This is a genomic window from Streptomyces sp. NPDC045022 (assembly GCF_056432605.1).
This window is the reverse complement of sequence record NZ_JBWKIR010000008.1, coordinates 289702-311330: the sequence shown is the minus strand read 5'-3', so window position 1 is coordinate 311330 and position 21629 is coordinate 289702. Positions and strand designations below refer to the sequence as shown.

Sequence of the window (21629 nt, the reverse complement as noted above, 5' to 3'; positions counted from 1 at the left end):
CATGCGCCGCTACGGCAAGCACACCGACGAGGACGACATCCGCAGCCGTCCCAACCGCAAGGGCAACCGGCCGCGTACGAACATCCGGCCCAAGCACGAGGACGCGGCCGAGGGCATGGTCCTCACCGTCGACCGGGGACGGCTGACCTGCCTGGTCGAGGACCGGGTCGTCATGGCGATGAAGGCCCGTGAGCTGGGCCGCAAGGCGGCCGTCGTCGGCGACCGGGTGGCCCTGGTGGGCGATCTGTCCGGCAACAAGGACACGCTCGCGCGGATCGTGCGCATCGGCGAGCGCACGTCCGTGCTGCGGCGCACGGCCGACGACGACGATCCGTTCGAGCGGGTGGTCGTCGCCAACGCCGACCAGCTGGCGATCGTCACGGCCCTGGCCGACCCCGAGCCGCGCCCGCGGCTGATCGACCGCTGCCTGGTCGCCGCCTTCGACGGCGGTCTGGAGCCGCTGCTGGTGATGACCAAGTCGGACCTGGCCCCGCCGGACAAACTGCTGGAGCTGTACGGCGCCCTGGACATCCCGTATGTCGTCACCAGCCGCGAGGAGCTGGAGAACGGCTCCGCGGTGGCCCGGGTGTGCGAGCAGCTGGACGGCAGGGTCACGGCGTTCGTCGGACATTCCGGCGTGGGCAAGACCACCCTGGTCAACGCGCTGGTCCCGGAGGACCAGCGGCGTTCGACGGGTCATGTGAACGCGGTGACGGGACGCGGCCGGCACACCACCACCTCGGCGCTCGCGCTGCCGCTGGCGGGCGGCGCCGGCTGGGTCGTCGACACCCCGGGGGTGCGTTCCTTCGGACTGCACCATGTGAACCCGTCCCGGGTGATCCACGCCTTCCCGGACCTGAAGCCGGGCACGGAGGGCTGCCCGCGCGCGTGCAGTCACGACGAGCCGGACTGCGCGCTGGACGCGTGGGTCGAGAAGGGTCACGCGGACCCGGCACGGCTGTACTCCCTGCGCCGGCTGCTGGCCACGCGGGAGCGCACGGAAGGCGACTGAGCACCGCGTTGTTTGCCCGGGTGGGAGTCCGGCAAGTGCATAATCGCACCCAGCCGGAGATCCGGACCAACGGGAGGACAGCGCATGGCGTGGCTGCTGGTCATAGTGGCCGGGATTCTGGAGACCGGTTTCGCCGTGTGCCTGAAACTCTCGCACGGGTTCACCCGTCTGTGGCCGACGATCGCGTTCGCCTCGTTCGCGCTCGGCAGCTTCGGCCTGCTGACCCTCTCGCTGCGGAAGCTCGACGTCGGCCCCGCCTACGCCGTGTGGACCGGGATCGGCGCGGCCGGTACCGCGATCTACGGCATGGTCTTCCTCGGTGACCTGGTGTCCACCCTGAAGATCGTCTCCATCAGCTTGGTCATCGTCGGCGTGATCGGCCTGCAGCTGTCCGGCTCCGCCCACTAGGCCGGGACACCGGCATGGGATCCGAGGGGCGTGGCGATTCGTCCCGGCACCGCGATCCCGGGCGCCTGCTGGCCGAGTTCGCCGGCCGCGTGCTGGTGGTCTGTCCCCGCTGCGGTGGCCGCGCGCACGTCACTCCCCGGCCCGGGCTCCCGGCGCCCGAATACCTCAGTGAACTCCTGTTCCAGCCCCGGCGACTGGCCTGCGCGGGGTGCGGCGCCGTGGCCGGCTGGGCGCCTGCAACGAGGAGCACGTCGAGGCGCTGGCGGCCTATGTCGGCGCCGCGTTGCGCGAGCGCGGCGGCACGCGTCCGACCAGGGCGATGTTCGCGCGGCTGCCCCGCTGGATGAAGGAGTCCGGTCGGCGTGCCGAGGTGCTGGCCGGTCTGGACAGGCTGCGCGCGCTGTCCCTGTGTTCGGCTCCCGCCGACCGCTCCGATGCCGCGCACGAGCGTGGTGACCGTCCCCGGCCGTACAGGGCCGTGTACTTCCGGGGCCGTCCGTACGAGTCCTGACGGTGTCGGGCCACAGCACCGTCCGCGGCACCGGCAGCCGTCGTAGCGGGGGACGCCGACCACACGAAGGGGGCCGGCCGAAGAAGGAGTACGGCGAGGACGGGCAGGCCGGAGGAGGAGTCGCGCCTGGAAGCGCGTCACACCGGCTGCCGCGGGAGCACCGCCTGCACCAGCTCGGCCATCCCGCCCTCCCTCGGCGGCGCCGCCACACAGGACAGCGCGAGGCGTACGACCAGCTCGCAGGAGAGCGCCAGCTCGGCGGTGGCTATCGGGGCGGAGGTGGCTGACGGGGCGGAGGTGTCAGCAGGGGTGGCGGTGGCTGCCGGGGCCGAGGTGGCCGGGGCCGAGGTGGCTGCCGGGGCCGAGGTGGCTGTCGGGGCGACGGTGGTGCGCGCCGCGGCAGTGGGGGTTGCGCGCGCACCGGTGCCCGTCGGGGCCGGCGTGGCTACGGGGGCTTCCGGGGCGACGATGCTTTCCGGGTCAGTAGTGCCTGCCGGAGCGGAGGTGGGCATCGGGACAGCGGTGCCCGCCGGGGTCGCCGCGGTGGGCATCGGGACAGCGGTCACCGCCGGGGCCGCCGGGATGGTGCCAGGGCCGGTCAGCGCGGTCAGCGCGCGGTCCCGTACGATCCGCACGAAGTCGCCGGGCGTCGGCAGCGGGCCGTCGGCCCGGCGCTGCGCGGGCACCGCGGAGGAGGACGGCACCCCGACGAGCGGCGGCGCCGGCAACCGCTCGCTCCAGGAGCCGGTGAGCATGGCCCGGACCAGCGCGTTGTCCCGCGCGGCGGCGGCCGTCCACTCGGCGGCGGCGGTGAGCCGCTCCCCGGCCTCGGCGGAACTGCCGAGCGCCCGTTCCACCCCGGCGAGATAGCCGTCGGCCTCCCGCCGGACCAGGGCCCGGGCCAGCCCGTCCTTGCTGCCGAACTCGTTGTACAGGGTCTGCCGGGACACCCCGGCCGCCGCGGCCACGTCGACCATCCGCACCGCGGACCACGCCCGGCGCGCGAGGGCCGTACGGGCGGCGTCCAGTAGCGATTCCCGGGCAGCAGGCATCTCGCCTCCCTGGGGCGGAGCGATTCTTGTGCCCAGATTTGACGCGCTTGTATGCACTGTCAAGGGTTCGCGGTGGTACGGGGGCGAGCTTCGGCCGTCGGCGGTGACCGCCGTCGGACCGCGGGCCGTACGCCGGCCGCAGGCGCGTCGCGGCCGGTCGCGCGGCTCTCCGCGCCCTTTCGGGGCGCTCCCCCGGCACCCCGGCCACCCTCGCCCCTGTTGGCCCCCGTACCCGCCCGGCAGATACCGTTCGTCACATGCCGGACTACCTCGACGACCTGCGCCTCGCCCACGTCCTCGCGGACGCCGCCGACGCCGCCACCATGGACCGCTTCAAGGCCCTCGACCTCAAGGTGGAGACGAAGCCGGACATGACCCCGGTGAGCGAAGCGGACAAGGCCGCGGAAGAAATCATCCGCGGCCACCTCCAGCGCGCCCGGCCGAGGGACGCGATCCTCGGCGAGGAGTACGGCATCGAGGGCACCGGTCCCCGCCGCTGGGTGATCGACCCGATCGACGGCACCAAGAACTACGTCCGCGGTGTCCCCGTCTGGGCCACCCTCATCGCCCTCATGGAAGCGGACGGTGGGGGCCAGGGCGAAGGCGAGAGCGGCTTCCAGCCCGTCGTCGGCGTCGTCTCCGCACCCGCCCTCGGGCGGCGCTGGTGGGCCGCGAAGGGCCACGGCGCCTTCACCGGCCGCAGCCTGACCTCCGCGACCCGCATCCACGTCTCCGGCGTCGGCACGCTCGCGGACGCCTCGTTCGCGTACTCCTCCCTCTCCGGCTGGGAGGAGCGCGGCCGTCTCGACGGCTTCCTGGACCTGACCCGCCAGGTGTGGCGCACGCGCGCGTACGGCGACTTCTGGCCGTACATGATGGTCGCCGAGGGCTCCGTCGACATCTGCGCCGAGCCGGAGCTGTCCCTGTGGGACATGGCCGCCAACGCGATCGTCGTCACGGAGGCGGGTGGCAGCTTCACCGGCCTCGACGGCCGCCCGGGCCCGCACAGCGGCAACGCCGCCGCGTCCAACGGCCTGCTGCACGACGAGTTGCTGGGGTATCTCGACCGGCGCCACTGAGCCACGGGAGAAACCCACGCACGCCCTCAACTGGCGTCGCGCGCCCTCTTGTTGACCCTCCCTTTACCTGGCACTCTGGGCCCACCCCCGCTTGTGAACTTGTGCAGTGCCGAACGGGCGCCTCCGGCGCCGGGCTGCACAACGGCAGGGACTCCCAGGAGGTGGCCCCATCCATGCTCGTCCGTGACGCCATGAGCACGGTGATCCTCACCGTCGGCCCCGCCCACACCCTCCGCCAGGCAGCCGCCCTGATGTCCGCCCGCCGCGTCGGCGCCGCCGTGGTCCTCGACCCGGACGCCGGCGGCATCGGCATCCTCACCGAACGCGACATCCTCAACTCCGTCGGCCTCGGCCAGAACCCGGACACCGAACACACCCACGCCCACACCACCACCCACGTCGTCTTCGCCACCCCGACCTGGACCCTTCAGGAGGCGGCCCGCGCCATGAGCCACGGCGGCTTCCGGCACCTGGTCGTCCTCGACGGCGGCGACGTGGCCGGCATCGTCTCGGTACGCGACATCATCCGCTGCTGGATCCCGGCGCCCGAACCCACCCCGGTGCCCTGAGCACGCGAAGCGGGCCGGACCCCGAGCACCTGGGGGTCCGGCCCGCCCGGCCGTGAAGGCGGCCGGTTCAGCCGCGCAGCTCCTGCACCGCCGCCTCCAGCCGCTTGCCGAAGCCGGCGTCGGCATTGCGGAAGTTGCCGATCGCGCGCTCGACGATGTCCTCGCGCGAGACCTGCGAGACGGCACCCGCGAGGTTGGCGATCAGGCGCTCCTTCTCCTCCTCCGTCATCAGCCGGTAGAGGTTGCCCGCCTGCACGAAGTCGTCGTCCTCGGCGTGCGACGGCGTCGGGTGACCGCCGGTGCCCGCGGTGAACCCGTCGAACGGCTGCCACAGCGGGCGGCCGGTCTGCCGCGGACCGCCGAAGCTGTTCGGCTCGTAGTTCTTCGCGGCGCCGTGGCGGCCGTCGTAGAGCCGGCCGTCACGGGAGTTGGTGCGCGCCTCGGTGGCGTGCGGGCGGTTCACCGGCAGATGGTCGGCGTTGATGCCGACGCGGTAGCGGTGCGCGTCGCCGTACGCGAAGAGCCGGCCCTGCAGCATCTTGTCGGGCGAGGGGCCGATGCCCGGCACGAAGTGCGCGGGGCTGAAGATCGACTGCTCGACCTCGGCGAAGACGTTCCGCGGGTTGCGGTTCAGCTCCAGCTTGCCGATCTCGACGACCGGGTAGTCCGCGTGCGGCCACACCTTGGTCAGGTCGAACGGATTGAAGCGGTACGTCGCCGCGTCCGTCGCCGGCATGATCTGCACACCCACGGTCCAGCTCGGGAACTCGCCGCGCTCGATCGCCTCACGCAGGTCACGCTGGTGCGAGTCGGGGTCCCTGCCCGCGAGGACCTCGGCCTCCTCGGCGGTGAGGTTCTTGATCCCCTGGTCGGTCTTGAAGTGGTACTTGACCCAGAAGACCTCGCCGGCCGCGTTGTTCCACTGGAAGGCGTGCGAGCCGAAGCCGTCCATGTGACGGTACGAGGCCGGGATGCCGCGGTCGCCGAAGAGCCAGGTCACCTGGTGGGTGCTCTCGGGGCTCAGGCTCCAGAAGTCCCAGACGTTGTCGGCCTCCGTGGAGCCCGTGTACGGGTCGCGCTTCTGGGTGTGGATGAAGTCCGGGAAATTGATCGCGTCCCGGATGAAGAACACCGGGGTGTTGTTGCCGACGAGGTCGTAGTTGCCCTCCTCGGTGTAGAACTTCAGCGCGAAGCCGCGCGGGTCGCGGACGGCGTCCGCCGCGCCCAGGTTGCCGGCCACGGTGGAGAAGCGCAGGAAGACCTCGGTCTCCTTGCCGGCCTCGGAGAGGAACGCGGCGCGCGTGTACTTCGTGACATCGGCGGTCACCGTGAAGGTGCCGTAGGCGCCAGCGCCACGGGCGTGCACCACCCGCTCCGGGATGCGCTCACGGTTGAAGTGGGCCAGCTTCTCCAGGAGCAGCTGGTCCTGCACGAGCACCGGGCCGCCGACGCCCGCGGTCTCGCTGTTCTGGTTGTCGGCGACCGGGGCTCCGGCCTCCGTGGTGAGCGGTCCCTGCGTCACGTGCGCCTCCTGCGTCCTCAGTGACTCATCCTGCCCCATGGCCAAAGCCGTACCTGATCCTACAATAGACTTTGTCTAAGTCAAACGTCGATCCAATCTCACACCTGTTCCCAACCTGGTCCTCCCTGCTGTTAGGCTGGTAGCCATGAGCGACCTTCTGGAACGGCTGCGTGGACGCGGATGGCGGATGACCGCGCAGCGACGCGTGGTGGCCGAGGTCCTCGACGGCGACCACGTCCATCTGACGGCCGACGAGGTCCACTCGCGGGCCGTCGCGAAGCTGCCGGAGATCTCCCGGGCGACCGTCTACAACACGCTGGGCGAGCTGGTCTCCCTCGGCGAGGTGCTGGAAGTCACCACGGACAAGCGCGCCAAGCGGTACGACCCGAACGCGCATCGGCCGCACCATCACCTGGTCTGCGCCCAGTGCGGCTCGATCCGCGACGTCCACCCGACGGGCAACCCGCTCGCCGACCTGCCCGACTCCGAGCGCTTCGGCTTCACGGTGTCGGACGTCGAGGTGACGTACCGCGGTCTCTGCCCGAACTGCGTCAGCGCGTAACCCCTCACTTCACGAGAGAGCCCCGGCACCTTCGAGGTGCCGGGGCTCTCTCGTACGCCCTCACGCATGCCGTTGCCGTCGGCACACACACCGAGGGCCGGAACCCATTTCTGGATTCCGGCCCTCGGCTTCAGTAGCGGGGACAGGATTTGAACCTGCGACCTCTGGGTTATGAGCCCAGCGAGCTACCGAGCTGCTCCACCCCGCGTCGGTGAACACGACACTACGTGAGGAAGGCGCCGGGAGGCAAATCCCTTACCGAGCCACCGCTCACGCCGCTTACCGAGCCACCGCTCACGCCGCTTACCGAGCCACCACTCACGCCGACAGTTCCTCCCGCAGCGCGTCCCGCAACCGCCCCGCGCGCTCGGCGACCTCCTCCGGCCCCAGGGCGACCGCCCGGTCCGCCCACCTCTGCCCCTCCGCCAGCTCTCCGCGACGCGCGTAGACCAGGGCCAGCCGCAAGGCCGCCCGGCCGTGCCCGGCGTCGGCGGCCCGCGTCCACCACACGGCGGCCTCCGGCTCGCTCCCCTCGCGCGCCAGCAGCAGCCCCAGATTGAAGGCACCGTTGCGCGACCCGGCCTCCGCCGCCGCCCGGTACCAGCGCGCCGCCTCCACGACGTCACCCCGGGCGGCGGCCAGCATGCCCACCCGCACCTGGGCCCGCCGGTGCCCCTGGGACGCGGCCCGCTCGTACCACTCCTCGCACTCGGTCTTCTCGTGCACGACCTCGCCCAGCTCGTGCGCGGGCTCCGGCGGCCGCCGCGCGTCGAGCAGGGTGGCCAGCCGGTATGCGGCCTCCGCGCTTCCGCCGCCGGCGGCACAGCGCAGATGCCGTTCGGCCTCCTGCTCGTCCCCCTCGCGCAGCCGGGCGATCCCGACCTGCAGAGCGGCCTCGGTGTGCCCGGCGGCTGCCGCCCGCTCGTACCAGCGCAGCGCCATCTCCGCGTCGCGCGCGGTGTCCCGCCCGGCGTACAGGATGCCCAGGTTGAACGCGGCGTCCACGCTGCCGGCCTCGGCGGCCTTGGAGAACCACGGCTCGGCCCCGGTCGTGTCGCCGCCCTGGAGCAGCAGGATGGCCAGCGCGTTGGCCGCCTCCCGGTGCCCGGCGTAGGCGGCCCGCCGGTACCACTGCTCGGCCTGCGCGGTCCGCCCCTGCTCGGCGCAGAGCAGGCCCAGGTTGTACGCCCCGTTGTCGTCACCGGCGTCCAGCGCGGCCCGGTACCAGCGCTCGGCGGTCTGGGTCTCCCCGCGCTCGGCGTGCAGGGCACCGAGCGCGTTGGCCGCGTTGCCGTCGCCCTCCTGGGCCGCGCGCAGCCACCACACGGCCGCGCTCTCGGTGTCCCCGGCGTCCCGCAGCAGGAACCCGAGGGCACAGGCGGCGCGCGTCTCGCCGTCCTTGGCGGAGGTCAGGTACCAGCGCCCGGCCTCCTTCAGCTCGCCGCGCTTCTCCAGGATCGCCCCGAGGTGCAGCGCGGCCCGCCGGTGGCCGCGGGCGGCGGCCTGCCGGTACCACTGCTCGGCCTCTTCGACAGCGTTGTCGGCTACGGTCTCGTCCTCGTGTCCGGCCTTGCGGTCGAGCGCGCGCGCCAGCCGGTAGGCGGCCTCGCGATGCCCACACTCGGCGGCGGCCCGCATCCAGTGCTCGGCGCCGACGTCCCCACGGTGCTCCAGCAGGTCGGCGAGCGCGTAGGCGCCGAGGGCGTGGCCCTGCTCGGCGGACTGGCGCAGCCAGTACTCGGCGGCCGGCTCATCCCCGCGTTCGCGGTGGTGGCGGCCCAGGGCGTGCGCGGCGGCGGCGGAACCGGCGACGGCGGCGATCCGCCACCAGCCGGCGGCCTCCTCGGCGTAGCCGCGCTGATGCAGGAGGACACCCAGGTTGTTGGCGGCGGCCCGGTCGCCGACCGCGGTGGCGGCCCGCAGGTGGGATTCGGCTCCGTCGAGGTCGCCACGGCGCAGCAGCATGGCTCCGAGGACGCTCATGGCCTCGGCGTCGCCGGTCTCGGCGGCCAGCCGAAGGCGCAGTTCCTCAGCGGCTTCCCCCATGTCGTCCCGTTCGTCGTGGGACGCCTCCTCGCCGGAAGGCTGCACAAATCGCCCTGTCCCGAACAGAGTTGCCTTGTCCCCCATAACGTCCATCGTCGCACCACCTGCAACCTGGGTATACCCGGTATACCGCAGCCCATGAGGTCACTTGAGCGTTTTGTCGACATGCCCACAGAGAGACAAGTCAAACACAGAACCCCCCAACTCCCCACGGTGGCGCGGCCGTCCCTCCCCTCCGGACATGAGTTCGCACACCACGAAGGCCCGGATCCTTTGAGGATCCGGGCCTTCGATCGCAGTAGCGGGGACAGGATTTGAACCTGCGACCTCTGGGTTATGAGCCCAGCGAGCTACCGAGCTGCTCCACCCCGCGCCGTTGCCTGGTAACCGTACCACGGCGCGGAGGGCACTTGATCAACTCCCGCTCTTGTCGCTGCTCTTGTCGGCGCCCCTGTCTGTGCCCTTTTCGGTGGTTTTGTCGGCGTTCTTGCCGTTGCCGGCCTTGGCCTGGGCCTCCTCGGCCCGCTTGAGCGCGTCCTTGAGGTCCTTCTGTGCCTTGTCGTACGCGGTCCAGTCCGGTCCGTCCGGCTGCTTCAGGGCATCCTGCCCGGCGTCGAAGGCCTTCTGGGCGTCTTGCAGGGCCTGTTGGACGGTCGGGTTGGTGGACGTGGGCGGCTTGGTGGTGCCGGTGTCCGGTGGCGTGGTGGTCGAACCCTTCGCGCCGAAGACCTTGTCGAGTGCCTCCCCGAGCGTGTTCTCGAACGCGGTCTTGCCCTCGTAGGTGACCAACACCTTCCGCAACAACGGGTACTTGAGTCCGCCACCCCGTACGTAGACCGGCTCCACGTAGAGCAGTCCCCCGTCCAGTGGCACGGTCAGCAGGTTGCCGTACTCGACCTCCGAGTCACCGCCCTTGAGGAGCTTGATCGCCGCGGCGATGTCCTGTTCGGAGTTGAACTGGCTCTGGACCTGTTTGGGCCCGTCGACCGTCGTACGGGTCGGCAGTTTCAGGATTCTGATCTTGCCGTAGTCGCTGCTGCCGGCCTCGGCGTCGACCGACATGAACCCACTCAGGTTGTACCGGCCGTTGGGCGTGAACGTCGTCGAGAGAGAGAACGCCTGCTTGGCCTGGTCGGGCATCCTCATGCTCAGGTAGTACGGCGGCACCGCGTTGCCCGACTTGTTGGTCGGGTCGTCCGGCACCTGCCACACCTCGCTGCCGGTGAGGAACGTCTGCGCGTCCGTCACGTGGTAGCGGGTGAGCAGCTCGCGCTGGACCTTGAACAGGTCCTGCGGGTAGCGCAGATGGTTCATCAGGTCCGGGGAGATGGCGCTCTTCGCCTCCACCGTGCCGGGGAAGGCCTTCATCCAGGTCTTCAGCACCGGGTCCTTGGTGTCCCACTCATACAGCTTGACGTCGCCGGTGTACGCGTCGACGGTCGCCTTCACCGAGTTGCGGATGTAGTTGACCTGGTTCTGCTGGGCCACCACCGCCCGCGAGTTGTTCGTCGCGGTCAGCGAGTCGGCCGTCGTGTCCCCGAGGGTCGTACGGGACGCGTACGGGTAGCCGTTGGTGGTCGTGTACGCGTCGACGATCCACTGGATACGGTGGTTCACGACCGCCGGGTAGGCGTCGCCGTCGATGGTCAGCCAGGGGGCGACCGCCTCGACGCGCTCCTTGGGCGTGCGGTTGTACAGGATCCGCGAGCCCTTGCCGATCGCACCCGAGTACAGGATCTGCGGCTCGTTGAACGCCACCGCGTACGCCGCCCGGTTGACCGGGTTGTCGAGGTTGACCCCGCTCCCGCCCCGGTAACTGGTGGTCTTCTCACCGTCGTCGTCGGAGTAGTCGATCTCCTTCTGGGGACCGCCGACGATGGAGTAGGTGGTGGTCTTCTCGCCGTAGTAGACCCGCTGCTGGTACGTGCCGAGGTCGCCCTGCGACGGCAGGTCGTACTCGGTGAAGACCGGCTCGCCGTTGGCGTTGGCCTCGGTGCCCTTGGCGGCGACCACGCCATAGCCGTGCGTGTAGCGGAAGTGGTCGTTGATCCAGTTGTTCTTCGGGATGCCGTCCAGGTTCAGTTCCCGCAGACCGAGGACGGTGTCCTGGTCCTTGCCGTCCTTGGCGGCGTACCGGTCGACGTCCAGGTTGGTCGGGAACCCGTAGTAGTTCTTCATCTGCTGAAGCACCTGGAACGTCGGCGAGACGATGTTCGGGTCCATGATGCGGATGCTGGCCGCGTCGTCGACCTGGTCGCGCAGCTTGGTCTTGTCCGAGGTGGTGGACTTGCCCGCGTACTCGGTGACCTGGGTGTCGTCGATGCCGTACGCCTCGCGGGTCGCCTTGAGGTTCTTCTGGACGTACGGGGCTTCCTTGGCCTGCTCGTTGGGCTGGACCTGGAACTTCTGGACGATCGCCGGGTACAGGCCGCCGATCAGGATCGCCGAGAGGACCATCAGGCCGAAGCCGATGACCGGCAGCTGCCAGGTGCGCCGCCACAGGGTGGCGAAGAACAGCAGCGCGCAGATGACGGCGATGCAGAACAGGATCGTCTTGGCCGGCAGGTAGGCGTTGGCGTCGACGTAGCGCAGGCCCGTCCAGTTCCCGGTCGCCTTGAAGTCGCTGGACTTGACGGCGAGGCCGTACCGGTCGAGCCAGTAGGCGACCGCCTTGAGGGCGACGAAGATGCCGAGCAGCACCGACAGGTGCCCGGTTGCGGCGGCCGTGGCACGCGCGCCCGGGCTGGTGACGCGCAGCCCGCCGTACAGGTAGTGGGTGAGCGCGGCGGCGATCAGGCACAGGATGGCGGCGGCGAAACCGAAGCCCAGCAGGAAGCGGTACCAGGGCAGATCGAAGGCGTAGAAGGCGACGTCCAGATGGAACTGCGGGTCCTTCTGGTGGAAGGGGACGCCGTTGACCCACATCAGCCAGGTCCGCCACTGGCTGGACGCCGAGGCGCCGGCGATGAGCCCGACGAGGGCGGTCACGGCGAGCAGCAGCCACTTCTTGTACGGCGCGATGCCCATCCGGTACCGGTCGAGGCTCTGCTGCTCCATGGACATGGCGCTCAGCGGGGGCCGCAGCCGGTGCGCGAGCCAGATGTTGACGCCGACGGCCAACGCCATCAGCAGACCGAAGACGAAGAACAGCCCGATCTTGGTCCACAGCATGGTGGTGAACACGGACGAGTAATGCACCGACCGGTACCAGAGCCAGTCCGTCCAGAAGCCCGCGAACATGGTGAACGCCATGCCGAGGACGGCAAGGACGCCCAGTGTCATGAGCAGGGTCCGGACGCGCCGGGACGGGCGGCCCGCTCTGATCCGCGGCCCCGTCGGGCCTCCGCCGCGGTCCGGCATCTGGAAAGCCAAGGTGCGCACCTCGAAGTTCGCTGTCGATCCGTCAGGCCCCCGTGTTCGCGGGCCCGCCGTGGCCCCCCGTGATCGCGGGCCCACACCTATGCAACTTACTCACGGTTTACTCGGTTCCCGATTCCGGCCGGGAACGAGGCAGGATTGTGACCATGTCCAACACTCCCATGGCAGCGAGCCCGCTCACCCGGGCCGTACTCGAGATCGACGAGTACGCCTCCGGCCTCGGCTGGGACCAGCCCGCTCGCCTCTTCGCCCTCGTAGACACCGCACGGCTGCGGGTCCAGGAACCCTCGCTCGCGGCTCAGCTGGGCCTCGAGGAAGTGTCCTCCGAAACCGCCGCTCTCACCCCGATCGAGCAGGACGAGATCCCGTCCGGCAACCCGCTGGACGAGTTCCTCGGCACCATCGCCTGGCCCGACGCGGTGGCCGGCTGCGCGCTCACGGTGGAGCGCCTGATGCTGCCGCCGTCGGCCGAGGCGCAGGTCCCGCAGAATCTGAGCGAGGCCAAGCTGGCCAGGTGGGTGGCCGAGCACCCCGAGCGCCAGGAGGTCCGCATGACGGTCGCCGTGCTCCGCGACGGCAGCCGTGAGTCGGCACTGCGGCTGCGCGAGAAGGACTCCCCGACGGAGGTCCTGACCGGCCCGGACCTGGTGCCGGGCCTCGCGGAGGCCCTGTCCGCGACGTTCGCGGACTGACGTCCTGACGGTACGGCGATGGGGGCGCCCCAGTCCTGCGGGGCGCCCCCAGCCGTGTCACGCGCCGCTCAGCAGCCGTGGCACGGGCCGCTCAGCAGCCCTTGGCAGTGCACTTCGCTCAGCCCTTGGCAGTGCACTTGGGCAGCGCCGCCGTGTTCCCGGCGCGGATGTCCTTCAGCGCGTCGAGGGCGTCCCCGATCGTCTTGACCCTGACCAGGGTGAGGCCGCTCGGGGTGTCCTTGGCGGCCGCCGCGCAGTTGTCGGCCGGCGTCAGGAAGTACCGGGCGCCCATGCTGCGCGCGCCGACGGTCTTCATCTCGACGCCGCCGATCGGCCCGACGGTGCCGTTGTCGTCGATGGTTCCGGTGCCGGCGACGAACTTGCCGCCGGTGAGGTCGCCCGCGGTGAGCTTGTCGTAGATGCCGAGGGCGAACATCAGGCCGGCGCTGGGGCCGCCGACGTCGGCGAGCTTGATGTCGATGGTGAACGGGAAGGTGTGGTCGGTCCCGGCGGAGATCCCGACGATGGCCCGCTTGGCGCCGCTGTCGTCGGAGGTCGCGGTCGTGATCGTCACTTTCTGCGTCCTGGTCGCCGCCTTGTTCGCCTTCTCGGCGGCGGCCTGCTCCTTGGCGGGGACGACGGTGAAGACGACGTCCTGTCCCGGCTTGTGCTTGGTCACCAGCTTGGCGACGTCGGCCGGCTGCTTGACGGCCGTGCCGTCCACGGCCTTGATCACGTCGCCGGCGTGCAGCCTGCCCTCGGCCGGGGAGTTCTTGACGACGGTGGAGACGATCACCCAGGACTTCACCGGGATGCCCAGTTTCTTCAAGGCGGCGACCTTGGCGCTCTCCTGGGACTGGCTGAACTCCTCGGCGTTCTCCTGGGTGGACTGCTCCTCCGTCTTGCCGTCCGGGTAGAGCGTGTCGTGCGGGACGATCTTGCTGTCGTGCGCCAGCCAGCCGTAGACGGCTTCCACCAGGTTCATGCGGAAGTCCGCGCTGGTCACCCGGACGGTGGTCATGTTCAGGTGACCGTCCGCCGGGTAGGTCTTGTGCCCGGAGATCTGCAGCACCGGCTCGCCGTCGTGCTCCCCCAGCGTGTTCACGGTCGGGCCGGGAGACATCTCCGCGTACGGCACGGGGATGAGCACTCCCGCGCACAGGAGCGCGATCAGCATCAGGGTGGAGGCGAGCATCGTCGCGGTGCGGCGTGGCATGGCACGACAGTACGGGACGCCTCTGTCAGCCCACCGTCAGGGCACCCACGTCACGCGCCGCGCGCACCCGAGTCGGACTTCTCCATGGCCGCGCGGAATCGGGCGTACCCGTCCAGCTCGGGACCGTCACTGCGCGCCCTGCGGGTCCGGCTGGCCCAACTGCCCCACAGTCCGGCAGCTATCGCAGCCACGAGCGGAATCAGCAACCAGGCAAGCGCCGCCATGCCGACCTCCCAACCCCATGAGCGTCCGCAACTGACTGATCAGCAGATTAACCATCCGCACTGACAACGCTCACGCGAGGGTGCCGGTTACGCAACCCGAGGGAAGTGTGCGCCGAACGTGACGGGAGTCGGCAGGTGACGATCGGTCGGCGTCAGCAGGCGCCGACCCACTCCTCGGTCCCGTCGGAGAACTTCTGGTGCTTCCAGATGGGCACTTCGTGCTTGAGGTCGTCGATCAGCTTGCGGCAGGCGTCGAAGGCGTCCGCGCGGTGCGGACAGGCGACGGCGACGACGACGGCGAGGTCCCCGACCCGCAGCTCCCCCACTCGGTGGACGGCGGCCAGCGCGCGCACCGGATGGTCCGCGACGACCTTCTCGGCGATCCGCCGCATCTCGGCCTCGGCACTCGGATGGCACGAATACCCGAGCGCGTCCACGTCGGCGCCCCCGTCGTGGCTCCGCACGGTCCCCACGAACAGCGCGATACCGCCGGCCGCCTCCTCCCCGACGGCCTGGAACACCTCGTCGACGGAGAGCGCGGTCTCCCGGATGCCGATCAGCCTGATGGGATCCTGAGCCGCCTGCTCACCGGGGTGCTCGTTCGTGTGTGCCATACCCCCATCGTGCCGCACGCCTGCGACATCCAGGAATACGACTTTCACCAGGCACGCGCGCGGGGCCGCTTGGAGTCTTCTACAGCGGCCGGGGGCGGGCGGTCGTGCCGCTCGGGACGGCACGGGCGGGCGCAGCGGCACCTCGCCGGCGCGGGCAGGCGACACCCCGCCCGCCCGGCCGCGGCACCGGGCGCCTCACACGCGCCGACGCGCCTTCCGGGCCCGCCGTACGACCGCCGCCGCGCCCAGCAGGGCCACCGTCGCCCCGGCCGCCCCCGCGGCCGTCGCGTCCTTCCGCCCCAGCCGCCGCCCGGCGACGGTGTGCCGCCCCGAGACCTCCTCCAGCAGTTCGGCGAGCACTTCCTCGTTGGTCCACTTCGGCCGCCACCCGGCGTCGTGCAGCCGGCTCCCGCTGACCACCCAGGGGTACATCGTGTAGGCCAGATCGCCCGCCGGAGACGGCGTGAGCCCGATCCGGTGCAGCCGGGCCGCCGCGCCGAGCGCCACCGCGGACGGCAGCTCCATCCGCCGGATCCCGGTCAGCTCCTCGACCTCCTCCTGCTCCAGCCACCCGTCGCAGCCGACGGCCAGTTCCCCCTCGACCTTCTCCAGAACGGCGTACTCCAGAGCAGCGCAGAGGTCCTCGACGTGGCAGAACTGCCAGGCGGGCCGCGACCCGGCCACCACCAGCAGCCGCGGTGACTCGAAGTACCGGGTCAGCGCGGTGTCGGTACCCCCGACCAGGACGGCCGGCCGCACGACGGTGACGTTCAGCCCCGGGTGGGCCCGAGGAGCCCGCCGCGCCAGCCGCTCGATCTCCAGCAGGTCGCCCACGCCCGTGGCCTCGGCCGTCGCGCGCAGCTCGGCGTCCTCCGAGAGGGGCAGCTCGTTGTCCGGCAGCGCCCCGTAGACCATCGCCGAGGTGCACAGCACGGCCCGGTGCACTCCGGCCGCCGCCGCGGCCGTCAGCACGGTCTGCGTCCCCCGGACGTTGTAAGCCGTCCGGGCCGCCGGATCGGTCTCCAGGTCGAGGTCGAGCGCGAGGTGCACGACCACGTCCGCGCCCCGCAGCTTGTCCGCGATCGCCGGGTCGCGCACGTCGAGGATGTGCCACTGGGCGTCGGCACACTCCCCGCGCCGCTCGTCGATGGCGATGACCTGCTTGATCTCCGCGGAGGCGGCGAGCCGCTCGGTGAGCAGGGCGCCGACCCCGGTGGCGGCGCCGGTGACCGCGACGACGGGCCCGCGCACGGCGGGAGGGGTGGAGAGGTTTCGCGCTGCGCGAACCTGCGGATCTGGGGAACTCACCGGGCGTCTCCAGCGGTTGTCTTCAGTACGAGCGCGAGTGACGCGTGCGTACCAGGTGCATCCATCCTGCCGCAGGCCTTCCGTGGGCGAAGCACCGAGGCCCGATCGGGTCCGGGTGTCTACGCTGGGTGGTGACGTCGGGCAGCCGCGCCGCCGGAGAGAACCGGTGGCCTTACCAGCCGAGGAATCCCGTGAGTGACACCCCATTCGGATTCGGCCTTCCGCCGGAGGAGCCGGAAGACGGCGACGAGGGCAAGAAGAAGGACCAGGAGAGCGGCGGTGGGCAGGGACCGGCCAACCCGTTCGGTTTCGGCGGCCTGCCCGGAGCCGGGGGCTTTGGCGGCCCCGGCGCCGACAATCCGCTCGCAGCCATGTTCGGTTCGCTGAACCCCACCGACCTGGGCGCCGCGTTCCAGCAGCTGGGCCAGATGCTCTCCTACGAGGGCGGCCCGGTGAACTGGGACATGGCCAAGCAGATCGCCCGCCAGACGGTCGCCCAGGGCGCCCCGGACGGCACGAAGGACGCCAGTGTGGGCCCGGCCGAGCGCAAGGCGGTCGAGGAGGCCGTCCGCCTGGCCGACCTGTGGCTGGACGACGCGACGTCCCTGCCGTCGGGCTCCGCCTCGGCGGTGGCCTGGTCCCGCGCGGAGTGGGTCGAGGCGACCCTGCCCGCGTGGCAGGAGCTGGTCGACCCGGTCGCGGAGCGGGTCGGCGCGGCCATGGGCGATGTCCTGCCGGAGGAGATGCAGGCCATGGCGGGCCCGCTGATCGGCATGATGCGCTCGATGGGCGGCGCCATGTTCGGCACCCAGATCGGCCAGGCCGTCGGCGTGCTCGCGGGCGAGGTCGTCGGCTCCACGGACATCGGCCTGCCGCTGGGGCCGGCCCGGAAGGCCGCCCTGCTCCCGGCGAACGTCGAGGCCTTCGGCAAGGACCTCGGCGTCCCGCAGGAAGAGGTGCGGCTCTACCTGGCCCTGCGCGAGGCCGCGCACCAGCGCCTGTTCGCGCACGTGCCGTGGCTGCGCTCCCACCTGTTCGGCGCGGTCGACGGCTACGCGCGCGGGATCAAGGTCGACACGGCCAAGCTCGAGGACGTCGTCGGCCAGTTCGACCCGCAGAACCCCGAGCAGCTGCAGGACGCGCTGCAGCAGGGCATGTTCCAGCCGGAGGACACGCCCGAGCAGAAGGCCGCGCTGGCCCGCCTGGAGACCGCTCTGGCACTCGTCGAGGGCTGGGTGGATGCGGTGGTCCACGCGGCCGCGAAGCCGCGTCTGTCGTCCGCCGACGCCCTGCGGGAGACCCTGCGCCGGCGCCGCGCGACCGGCGGCCCGGCGGAGCAGACGTTCGCCACGCTGATCGGCCTGGAACTGCGCCCGCGCAGGCTGCGTGACGCCTCCCGCCTCTGGGCCTCGCTCACGGACGCGCGCGGCGTCGACGGCCGGGACGCCCTGTGGCACCACCCGGACATGCTGCCGACCGCGACCGACCTGGACGACCCGGACGGTTTCGTCCACCGTGAGCAGCTGGACTTCTCAGAGCTGGACAAGATGCTCGGCGAGGCGGCGGGCGGCTCCCAGGGCCAGCCCGACCTGCGCAAGAAGGACGACGAGGCCGAGGGCGACGACAGGGAGTGAGTCTGCATGACGACACGGTCCTCGTTCTCAAGGGGTACGAGGGCCAGGAAGAGCTGCGCCAGGCCTACCTGGACCACCTGGCGGCGCACCCGGACGGCGTGTGGAAGGCCTGCCACGCCGGCCACATCACGGCGAGCGCCCTGGTGATCGACCCCGAGCGCGGCCGGGTGCTGCTCACCCTGCACAGGAAGCTGCGGATGTGGCTGCAGATGGGCGGCCACTGCGAGCCGGGCGACCTCGGCCTGGAAGCGGCTGCCCTGCGTGAGGCGACCGAGGAGTCCGGCATCACCGGGCTGACGCTGCTGCCCGGCGGCCCGGTGCGCCTGGACCGGCATCCGATCCCGCCCCCGTGCCACCGGCACTACGACGTCCAGTACGCGGTGCTGGCCCCGCACGACGCCGAGCACGCGGTCAGCGACGAGTCGCTGGACGTGCGCTGGTTCGCCTACGACGAGGTGGCGGGCGTGGCCGACGAGTCCGTCGTACGGCTGCTCGACGCGACCCGCGCCCGGCTCTGAACGGGAACCTGAACGGGTAAGGGGCGACCGCACGGGCGGTCGCCCCTTACGTCTGCTGTCCGGACGGTCAGCTCCAGACGTTGCCCTGGTTCTGACCGCGCGCCCCCTGCTGACCCACGCCGAACTGCGCGGCGAGGCCCTGGCCTATCTGGGCGTGCTGCGGCGGCAGCAGCTCGCTGGGCTGCACCAGCGCGAATCCGGAGCCCATGAAGCTCAGCTCCCAGCCCTCACCGGTGCTGCCGCGCCTGCGCCACACTCCGGAGGAGTGGGTCTGGGCCTGCATCTGCACGCGCAGCCCGGTGGACCAGGCGACGATCGCGTCGGCGTCGCAGTTGACGTACTTGTCGGGCGTGACCTGCATCAGCAGCGGCGCGCCCGAGGTCATCAGGGCGACCTTGCCGCGTCCGGTGATGTTGAGCTGGTACTTACCGGACCCGGAGATGCCGTAGAGGCTGTCGACGGCGATGACCTCGTGGTGCAGCGAGGAGTCCATGGCGAGGACGTAGCTGCTGTCGACGGTCAGCCCGTCCTGCTCGACGTCCATGACGTGCACATGCTGGGCGAGGTTGGCGAGGTAGACGGTGCCCTGCCCGTGGCAGCGCATCAGGTCCAGGCCCTCGCCGGTGTGCGCACGCGCGCGTGCCTGGTTGTTGCTGCGGTACTCGGCGTCGAACTCGACCAGGCCCTGGTAGGCGACCATGGTGCCCTTGCGGGCGAGGATGTCGTCGTGGCCCTCCAGGGCGACGCGGAGCATCTGCTTGTTCTGCAGGCTCCAGCGCTCCTGGGTCTGCTGGTCGTTGTAGGCGAAAAGCGGGCTCTGCATGATGTTCTGGCTCCCCCTCAGCCCCGGAACCGAAGGCGGTCGGTGCTGTCCTCGCTGGGCTGGACGACGACGATGCCCTGGCCGGAGAAGGCCATCTGGTAGGCCTCGCCACTGCCCCGGCCGATCAGCGACTGCGCCTTGAAGCTGCGCTTGCCCTTCACCTTCAGGTTCGGGGACCAGGCGACGAGTGCGTCCGGGTCGACGTACGTCTCGTCCTCGCCGCCGCCGCAGTCGACGACGATGGGCTTGCCCCGGGAGGTCAGCGCGACCCAGCCCTGTCCGGAGATCTTCGTGTTCCACAGCCCCTGCCCGGCGAACTTCGCGAGTCCCTTGACGCGCTCCACGCCCCAGCTGAGGTGCGCGTCGAAGGCGAGCAGGTTGGTGGCGTTGACGGAGATGCCGTCGCCGTTGAGGTTGATCACGACGACGTCGGCGCCGTAGTCGGCGAGGTAGAGCAGGCCGTCACCGGAGCACTTCATCAGCGGAGCGCCCTCACCGGTGACCCAGTCGCGGGCGATCTGCCGGACGGCCGGCGGGTTGGGCTCGTACTGGATGAAGCCTTCGTAGGCGACCATCGACCCCACGCGCGCGAGGAGGTCGTTCCCGGTCTGCATGGCGACCTTCAGCATGTGGTTGCCGTGGTTCTCCATGCGGGCGGTGACGGGTGCGGGGGCGTAGCCCGCGAGCGGCTGGTTCATGACGGGCTCCCTCAGACCTCGTACGGCTGGACGACGATGAAGTTGCCGGGCGCGCCCCGGAACTGCAGGTTGACGCTCTCCCCGGTGTCGCCCGGGTAGGCGTTGCGGCGCATCCGGACCTGGCTGGAGACGATCACCTGGGAGGCGGCCGACCAGGCGACCACCGCGTTGCAGTCGGCGAACGTCGTCGGCGTCACCGGCAGCACGACGGGCGTGCCGTGCGTCTTGACGACGATCGTGCCGGTGCCCTGGAACTGCATCGTGAACAGCGCGCCGCCGGGGATGCCGTGTCCCTCGACGCGGCGGACCTCGTACTGCAGGCCCTCGTCGAAGGCGAGGACGTTCTCCGCGGAGACGCAGATCGCGTCGCCCTGCAGTTCGACGGGGTGCAGGTGGGTGGAGTTCTCGGCGAGGAACACCTGGCCCTGGCCGGTGCAGCGCATCAGCTGCATCTCCTGGCCGGTCGCGTTGCCGACGATCCGGCCGGCGAAGCCCGCGCCCTTGTAGCTGAAGTCGACCTTGCCCTGGTAGAGCACCATGCTGCCCTGCCGGGCCAGCACCGGCTGGCCGCCGATGCCGAGGTCGACGCGGATGAGCTTCTTGTTCTGCTGCGTCCAGCGCTGCCCGGTGGGCGTCTCCTTGAACGTCTGGAGCGCCGCCGTCACACCGGCGCCACCCTGGGGGGCGCCCTGTGGCACTCCATAGGGGGCGGCCTGCTGGCCGGGGACCTGACCATAGCCCGGGGGCATGGGCGCGGTGGGCGCGCCGCCGTAGGGGGGTGGCTGCTGGCCGTATCCGGGGGGCATCGGCGCGCCGGGCCGGCCGCCGTACGACGGCTGCTGCGGCGGCTGGCCGTAGGGCGCGGGCGCCGGGGGCGGGGGCGGGACGGTGCCGCCGACGGGCGGGGTCAGGGGAGCGATGACCGTCGGCGCGGCGTGCACGTTCGACGCGGGCGCCGGGTGCGGGGTGTGGCCGGGCGGCGGCGCGAAGCCCTGCGGGGCGGGCTGCGGCACGGGGGCCGGAGCGGGCGCGGGGGCCGGGGCGGGCGCGGGGGCGGCCGGGGCGCCGAACGCGGGCGGCGCACCGGTCTGGGCGGGCGGGGCGAAGCCGGGCGTGGCGCCGGACTGCGGCTGCTGCGGGGCGGCGGGCGCCTCCTCCTCCAGCACCTCGCCGCCGAAGTTCTTCAGCAGCGCGTCCAGGCCGCCGTCGAAGCCCTGGCCCACGGCGGCGAACCGCCAGCCGTCCTTGAAGTAGAAGTCGCCGAGCATCACGGCCCGCTCGGTGGAGAACTCCGAGCCGCTGAAGGAGTACCGGGCGACCTCCTCGCCGCCCGCCACGATGCGCAGATATCCGGGAGCGATCTGCGACATCTGGCCGGCGCCGTCGATGGTCGCCGTGAAGGACAGCTTGCGGATCTGCGACGGGATCCGGTCGAGCGTGACGCGGAACGACTCCGTGTCGCCCGCCTGGGCACCCAGCAGCTGGACGGACTCCTCCGGGGACTTCGGCTGGTTGAAGAAGATGAAGTACCGGTCGTCCGACAGCCGCTCGTCGGCGTCCAGACCGAAGCAGCTGATGTCGAAGGTCAGTCCGGGGGCGGAGATCTGCACGCCTACGTACAGATCCGTGCCCACCGTGAGGTCACTGATCCTGGCCTTGTGGCCGCGTTGGAATTCCCTGGCCATGCGTTACGACCGTCCCCCATCCCGAATGCGAGTGCGTCGCGCCAGGCTAACCGCAATGGCCGACATCGGCCCCGGCCG

At 71.2% G+C, this 21629-nt stretch carries 19 protein-coding genes, 2 tRNA genes and 2 pseudogenes; 9 read left to right on the top strand and 14 right to left on the bottom strand.

The annotated features are described in order from the left end of the window. Position 1: 1 nt before the first annotated feature. The 3 genes from rsgA (at position 2) to AC07C1_RS17610 (ending at position 1931) form a co-directional block, all read left to right on the top strand. Positions 2 to 1012 (top strand): ribosome small subunit-dependent GTPase A, encoded by a 1011-nt coding sequence (gene rsgA / locus AC07C1_RS17620; protein ID WP_478939905.1) that lies wholly within the window; start codon positions 2 to 4, stop codon positions 1010 to 1012. Positions 1013 to 1096: 84 nt separating this feature from the next. Then, entirely contained in the window at positions 1097 to 1420 is a 324-nt protein-coding gene (locus tag AC07C1_RS17615) for a DMT family transporter (RefSeq protein WP_014674883.1), read from the top strand. Positions 1421 to 1628: 208 nt separating this feature from the next. Beyond that, the gene (locus tag AC07C1_RS17610) at positions 1629 to 1931 is read left to right on the top strand and encodes a hypothetical protein (protein ID WP_478939903.1); all 303 of its coding nucleotides are present in this window, start codon (positions 1629 to 1631) and stop codon (positions 1929 to 1931) included. A 137-nt stretch (positions 1932 to 2068) separates the two neighbouring features. On the opposite strand, the pseudogene AC07C1_RS17605 reads toward AC07C1_RS17610, so the two are convergent. Together AC07C1_RS17605 and AC07C1_RS17600 are read right to left on the bottom strand one after the other, a co-directional pair. Beyond that, positions 2069 to 2194 (bottom strand): annotated as a pseudogene (locus AC07C1_RS17605) (TetR family transcriptional regulator); the annotation flags it as partial. A 321-nt stretch (positions 2195 to 2515) separates the two neighbouring features. Further along, positions 2516 to 2983: pseudogene (locus tag AC07C1_RS17600) on the bottom strand (TetR/AcrR family transcriptional regulator); the annotation flags it as partial. 257 nt (positions 2984 to 3240) lie between these two features. On the opposite strand from AC07C1_RS17600, the gene hisN reads away from it, so the two are divergent. Both hisN and AC07C1_RS17590 read left to right on the top strand, forming a co-directional pair. Continuing rightward, a complete protein-coding gene (gene hisN, locus AC07C1_RS17595) occupies positions 3241 to 4062 on the top strand; it encodes a histidinol-phosphatase (protein WP_478939901.1) in 822 nt (273 codons plus the stop codon). Between the two features lie 173 nt (positions 4063 to 4235). After that, positions 4236 to 4631, top strand: a complete 396-nt coding sequence (locus AC07C1_RS17590) for a CBS domain-containing protein (protein WP_478939900.1) — start codon at positions 4236 to 4238, stop codon at positions 4629 to 4631. A 67-nt stretch (positions 4632 to 4698) separates the two neighbouring features. Here AC07C1_RS17590 and AC07C1_RS17585 read toward each other — a convergent pair whose 3' ends face one another. After that, a complete protein-coding gene (locus AC07C1_RS17585) occupies positions 4699 to 6153 on the bottom strand; it encodes a catalase (protein ID WP_478939898.1) in 1455 nt (484 codons plus the stop codon). A gap of 145 nt (positions 6154 to 6298) precedes the next feature. Between AC07C1_RS17585 and AC07C1_RS17580 the strand changes: the two genes are divergently transcribed. Further along, positions 6299 to 6715, top strand: a complete 417-nt coding sequence (locus tag AC07C1_RS17580) for a Fur family transcriptional regulator (protein WP_478939896.1) — start codon at positions 6299 to 6301, stop codon at positions 6713 to 6715. Positions 6716 to 6849: 134 nt separating this feature from the next. Here the strand turns inward: AC07C1_RS17580 and AC07C1_RS17575 are convergent. From AC07C1_RS17575 to AC07C1_RS17560, 4 genes are all read right to left on the bottom strand, one after another. Beyond that, a tRNA-Met gene (locus tag AC07C1_RS17575) sits at positions 6850 to 6923 on the bottom strand. A gap of 110 nt (positions 6924 to 7033) precedes the next feature. Further along, on the bottom strand, positions 7034 to 8854 hold the full coding sequence (locus tag AC07C1_RS17570; RefSeq protein WP_478939894.1) for a tetratricopeptide repeat protein: 1821 nt from the start codon (positions 8852 to 8854) through the stop codon (positions 7034 to 7036). Positions 8855 to 9060: 206 nt separating this feature from the next. After that, positions 9061 to 9134, bottom strand: a tRNA-Met gene (locus AC07C1_RS17565). Between the two features lie 41 nt (positions 9135 to 9175). Then, positions 9176 to 12121, bottom strand: a complete 2946-nt coding sequence (locus tag AC07C1_RS17560) for a UPF0182 family membrane protein (protein ID WP_478939952.1) — start codon at positions 12119 to 12121, stop codon at positions 9176 to 9178. A gap of 164 nt (positions 12122 to 12285) precedes the next feature. Between AC07C1_RS17560 and AC07C1_RS17555 the strand changes: the two genes are divergently transcribed. Then, positions 12286 to 12831 (top strand): PPA1309 family protein, encoded by a 546-nt coding sequence (locus AC07C1_RS17555; protein WP_478939893.1) that lies wholly within the window; start codon positions 12286 to 12288, stop codon positions 12829 to 12831. A 118-nt stretch (positions 12832 to 12949) separates the two neighbouring features. Here the strand turns inward: AC07C1_RS17555 and AC07C1_RS17550 are convergent, their stop codons facing one another. From AC07C1_RS17550 to AC07C1_RS17535, 4 genes are all read right to left on the bottom strand, one after another. Then, entirely contained in the window at positions 12950 to 14047 is a 1098-nt protein-coding gene (locus tag AC07C1_RS17550) for a YlbL family protein (RefSeq protein WP_478939892.1), read from the bottom strand. Between the two features lie 50 nt (positions 14048 to 14097). Next, entirely contained in the window at positions 14098 to 14238 is a 141-nt protein-coding gene (locus AC07C1_RS17545; protein WP_478939956.1) for a hypothetical protein, read from the bottom strand. A gap of 185 nt (positions 14239 to 14423) precedes the next feature. After that, positions 14424 to 14885, bottom strand: a complete 462-nt coding sequence (locus AC07C1_RS17540; RefSeq protein ID WP_478939890.1) for a molybdenum cofactor biosynthesis protein MoaE — start codon at positions 14883 to 14885, stop codon at positions 14424 to 14426. 195 nt (positions 14886 to 15080) lie between these two features. Beyond that, a complete protein-coding gene (locus tag AC07C1_RS17535; protein WP_478939888.1) occupies positions 15081 to 16193 on the bottom strand; it encodes an SDR family oxidoreductase in 1113 nt (370 codons plus the stop codon). A gap of 191 nt (positions 16194 to 16384) precedes the next feature. Between AC07C1_RS17535 and AC07C1_RS17530 the strand changes: the two genes are divergently transcribed. Further along, positions 16385 to 17827 (top strand): zinc-dependent metalloprotease, encoded by a 1443-nt coding sequence (locus AC07C1_RS17530; RefSeq protein ID WP_478939886.1) that lies wholly within the window; start codon positions 16385 to 16387, stop codon positions 17825 to 17827. Continuing rightward, positions 17824 to 18345 carry an NUDIX hydrolase gene (locus AC07C1_RS17525; RefSeq protein WP_478939885.1) on the top strand — a complete coding sequence of 174 codons (522 nt, stop codon included), beginning with the start codon at positions 17824 to 17826 and terminating at the stop codon, positions 18343 to 18345. The genes AC07C1_RS17530 and AC07C1_RS17525 overlap by 4 nt, the downstream gene beginning before the upstream one ends. A gap of 67 nt (positions 18346 to 18412) precedes the next feature. Here the strand turns inward: AC07C1_RS17525 and AC07C1_RS17520 are convergent, their stop codons facing one another. From AC07C1_RS17520 to AC07C1_RS17510, 3 genes are read right to left on the bottom strand one after another with little or no spacing between them, the layout of a single operon-like run. Further along, positions 18413 to 19168, bottom strand: a complete 756-nt coding sequence (locus AC07C1_RS17520; protein ID WP_478939883.1) for an AIM24 family protein — start codon at positions 19166 to 19168, stop codon at positions 18413 to 18415. 17 nt (positions 19169 to 19185) lie between these two features. Beyond that, a complete protein-coding gene (locus AC07C1_RS17515) occupies positions 19186 to 19866 on the bottom strand; it encodes an AIM24 family protein (RefSeq protein WP_478939881.1) in 681 nt (226 codons plus the stop codon). An 11-nt stretch (positions 19867 to 19877) separates the two neighbouring features. Continuing rightward, positions 19878 to 21551, bottom strand: coding sequence for a TerD family protein (locus AC07C1_RS17510; RefSeq protein WP_478939879.1), 1674 nt, complete (start codon positions 21549 to 21551; stop codon positions 19878 to 19880). Positions 21552 to 21629 lie beyond the last annotated feature (78 nt).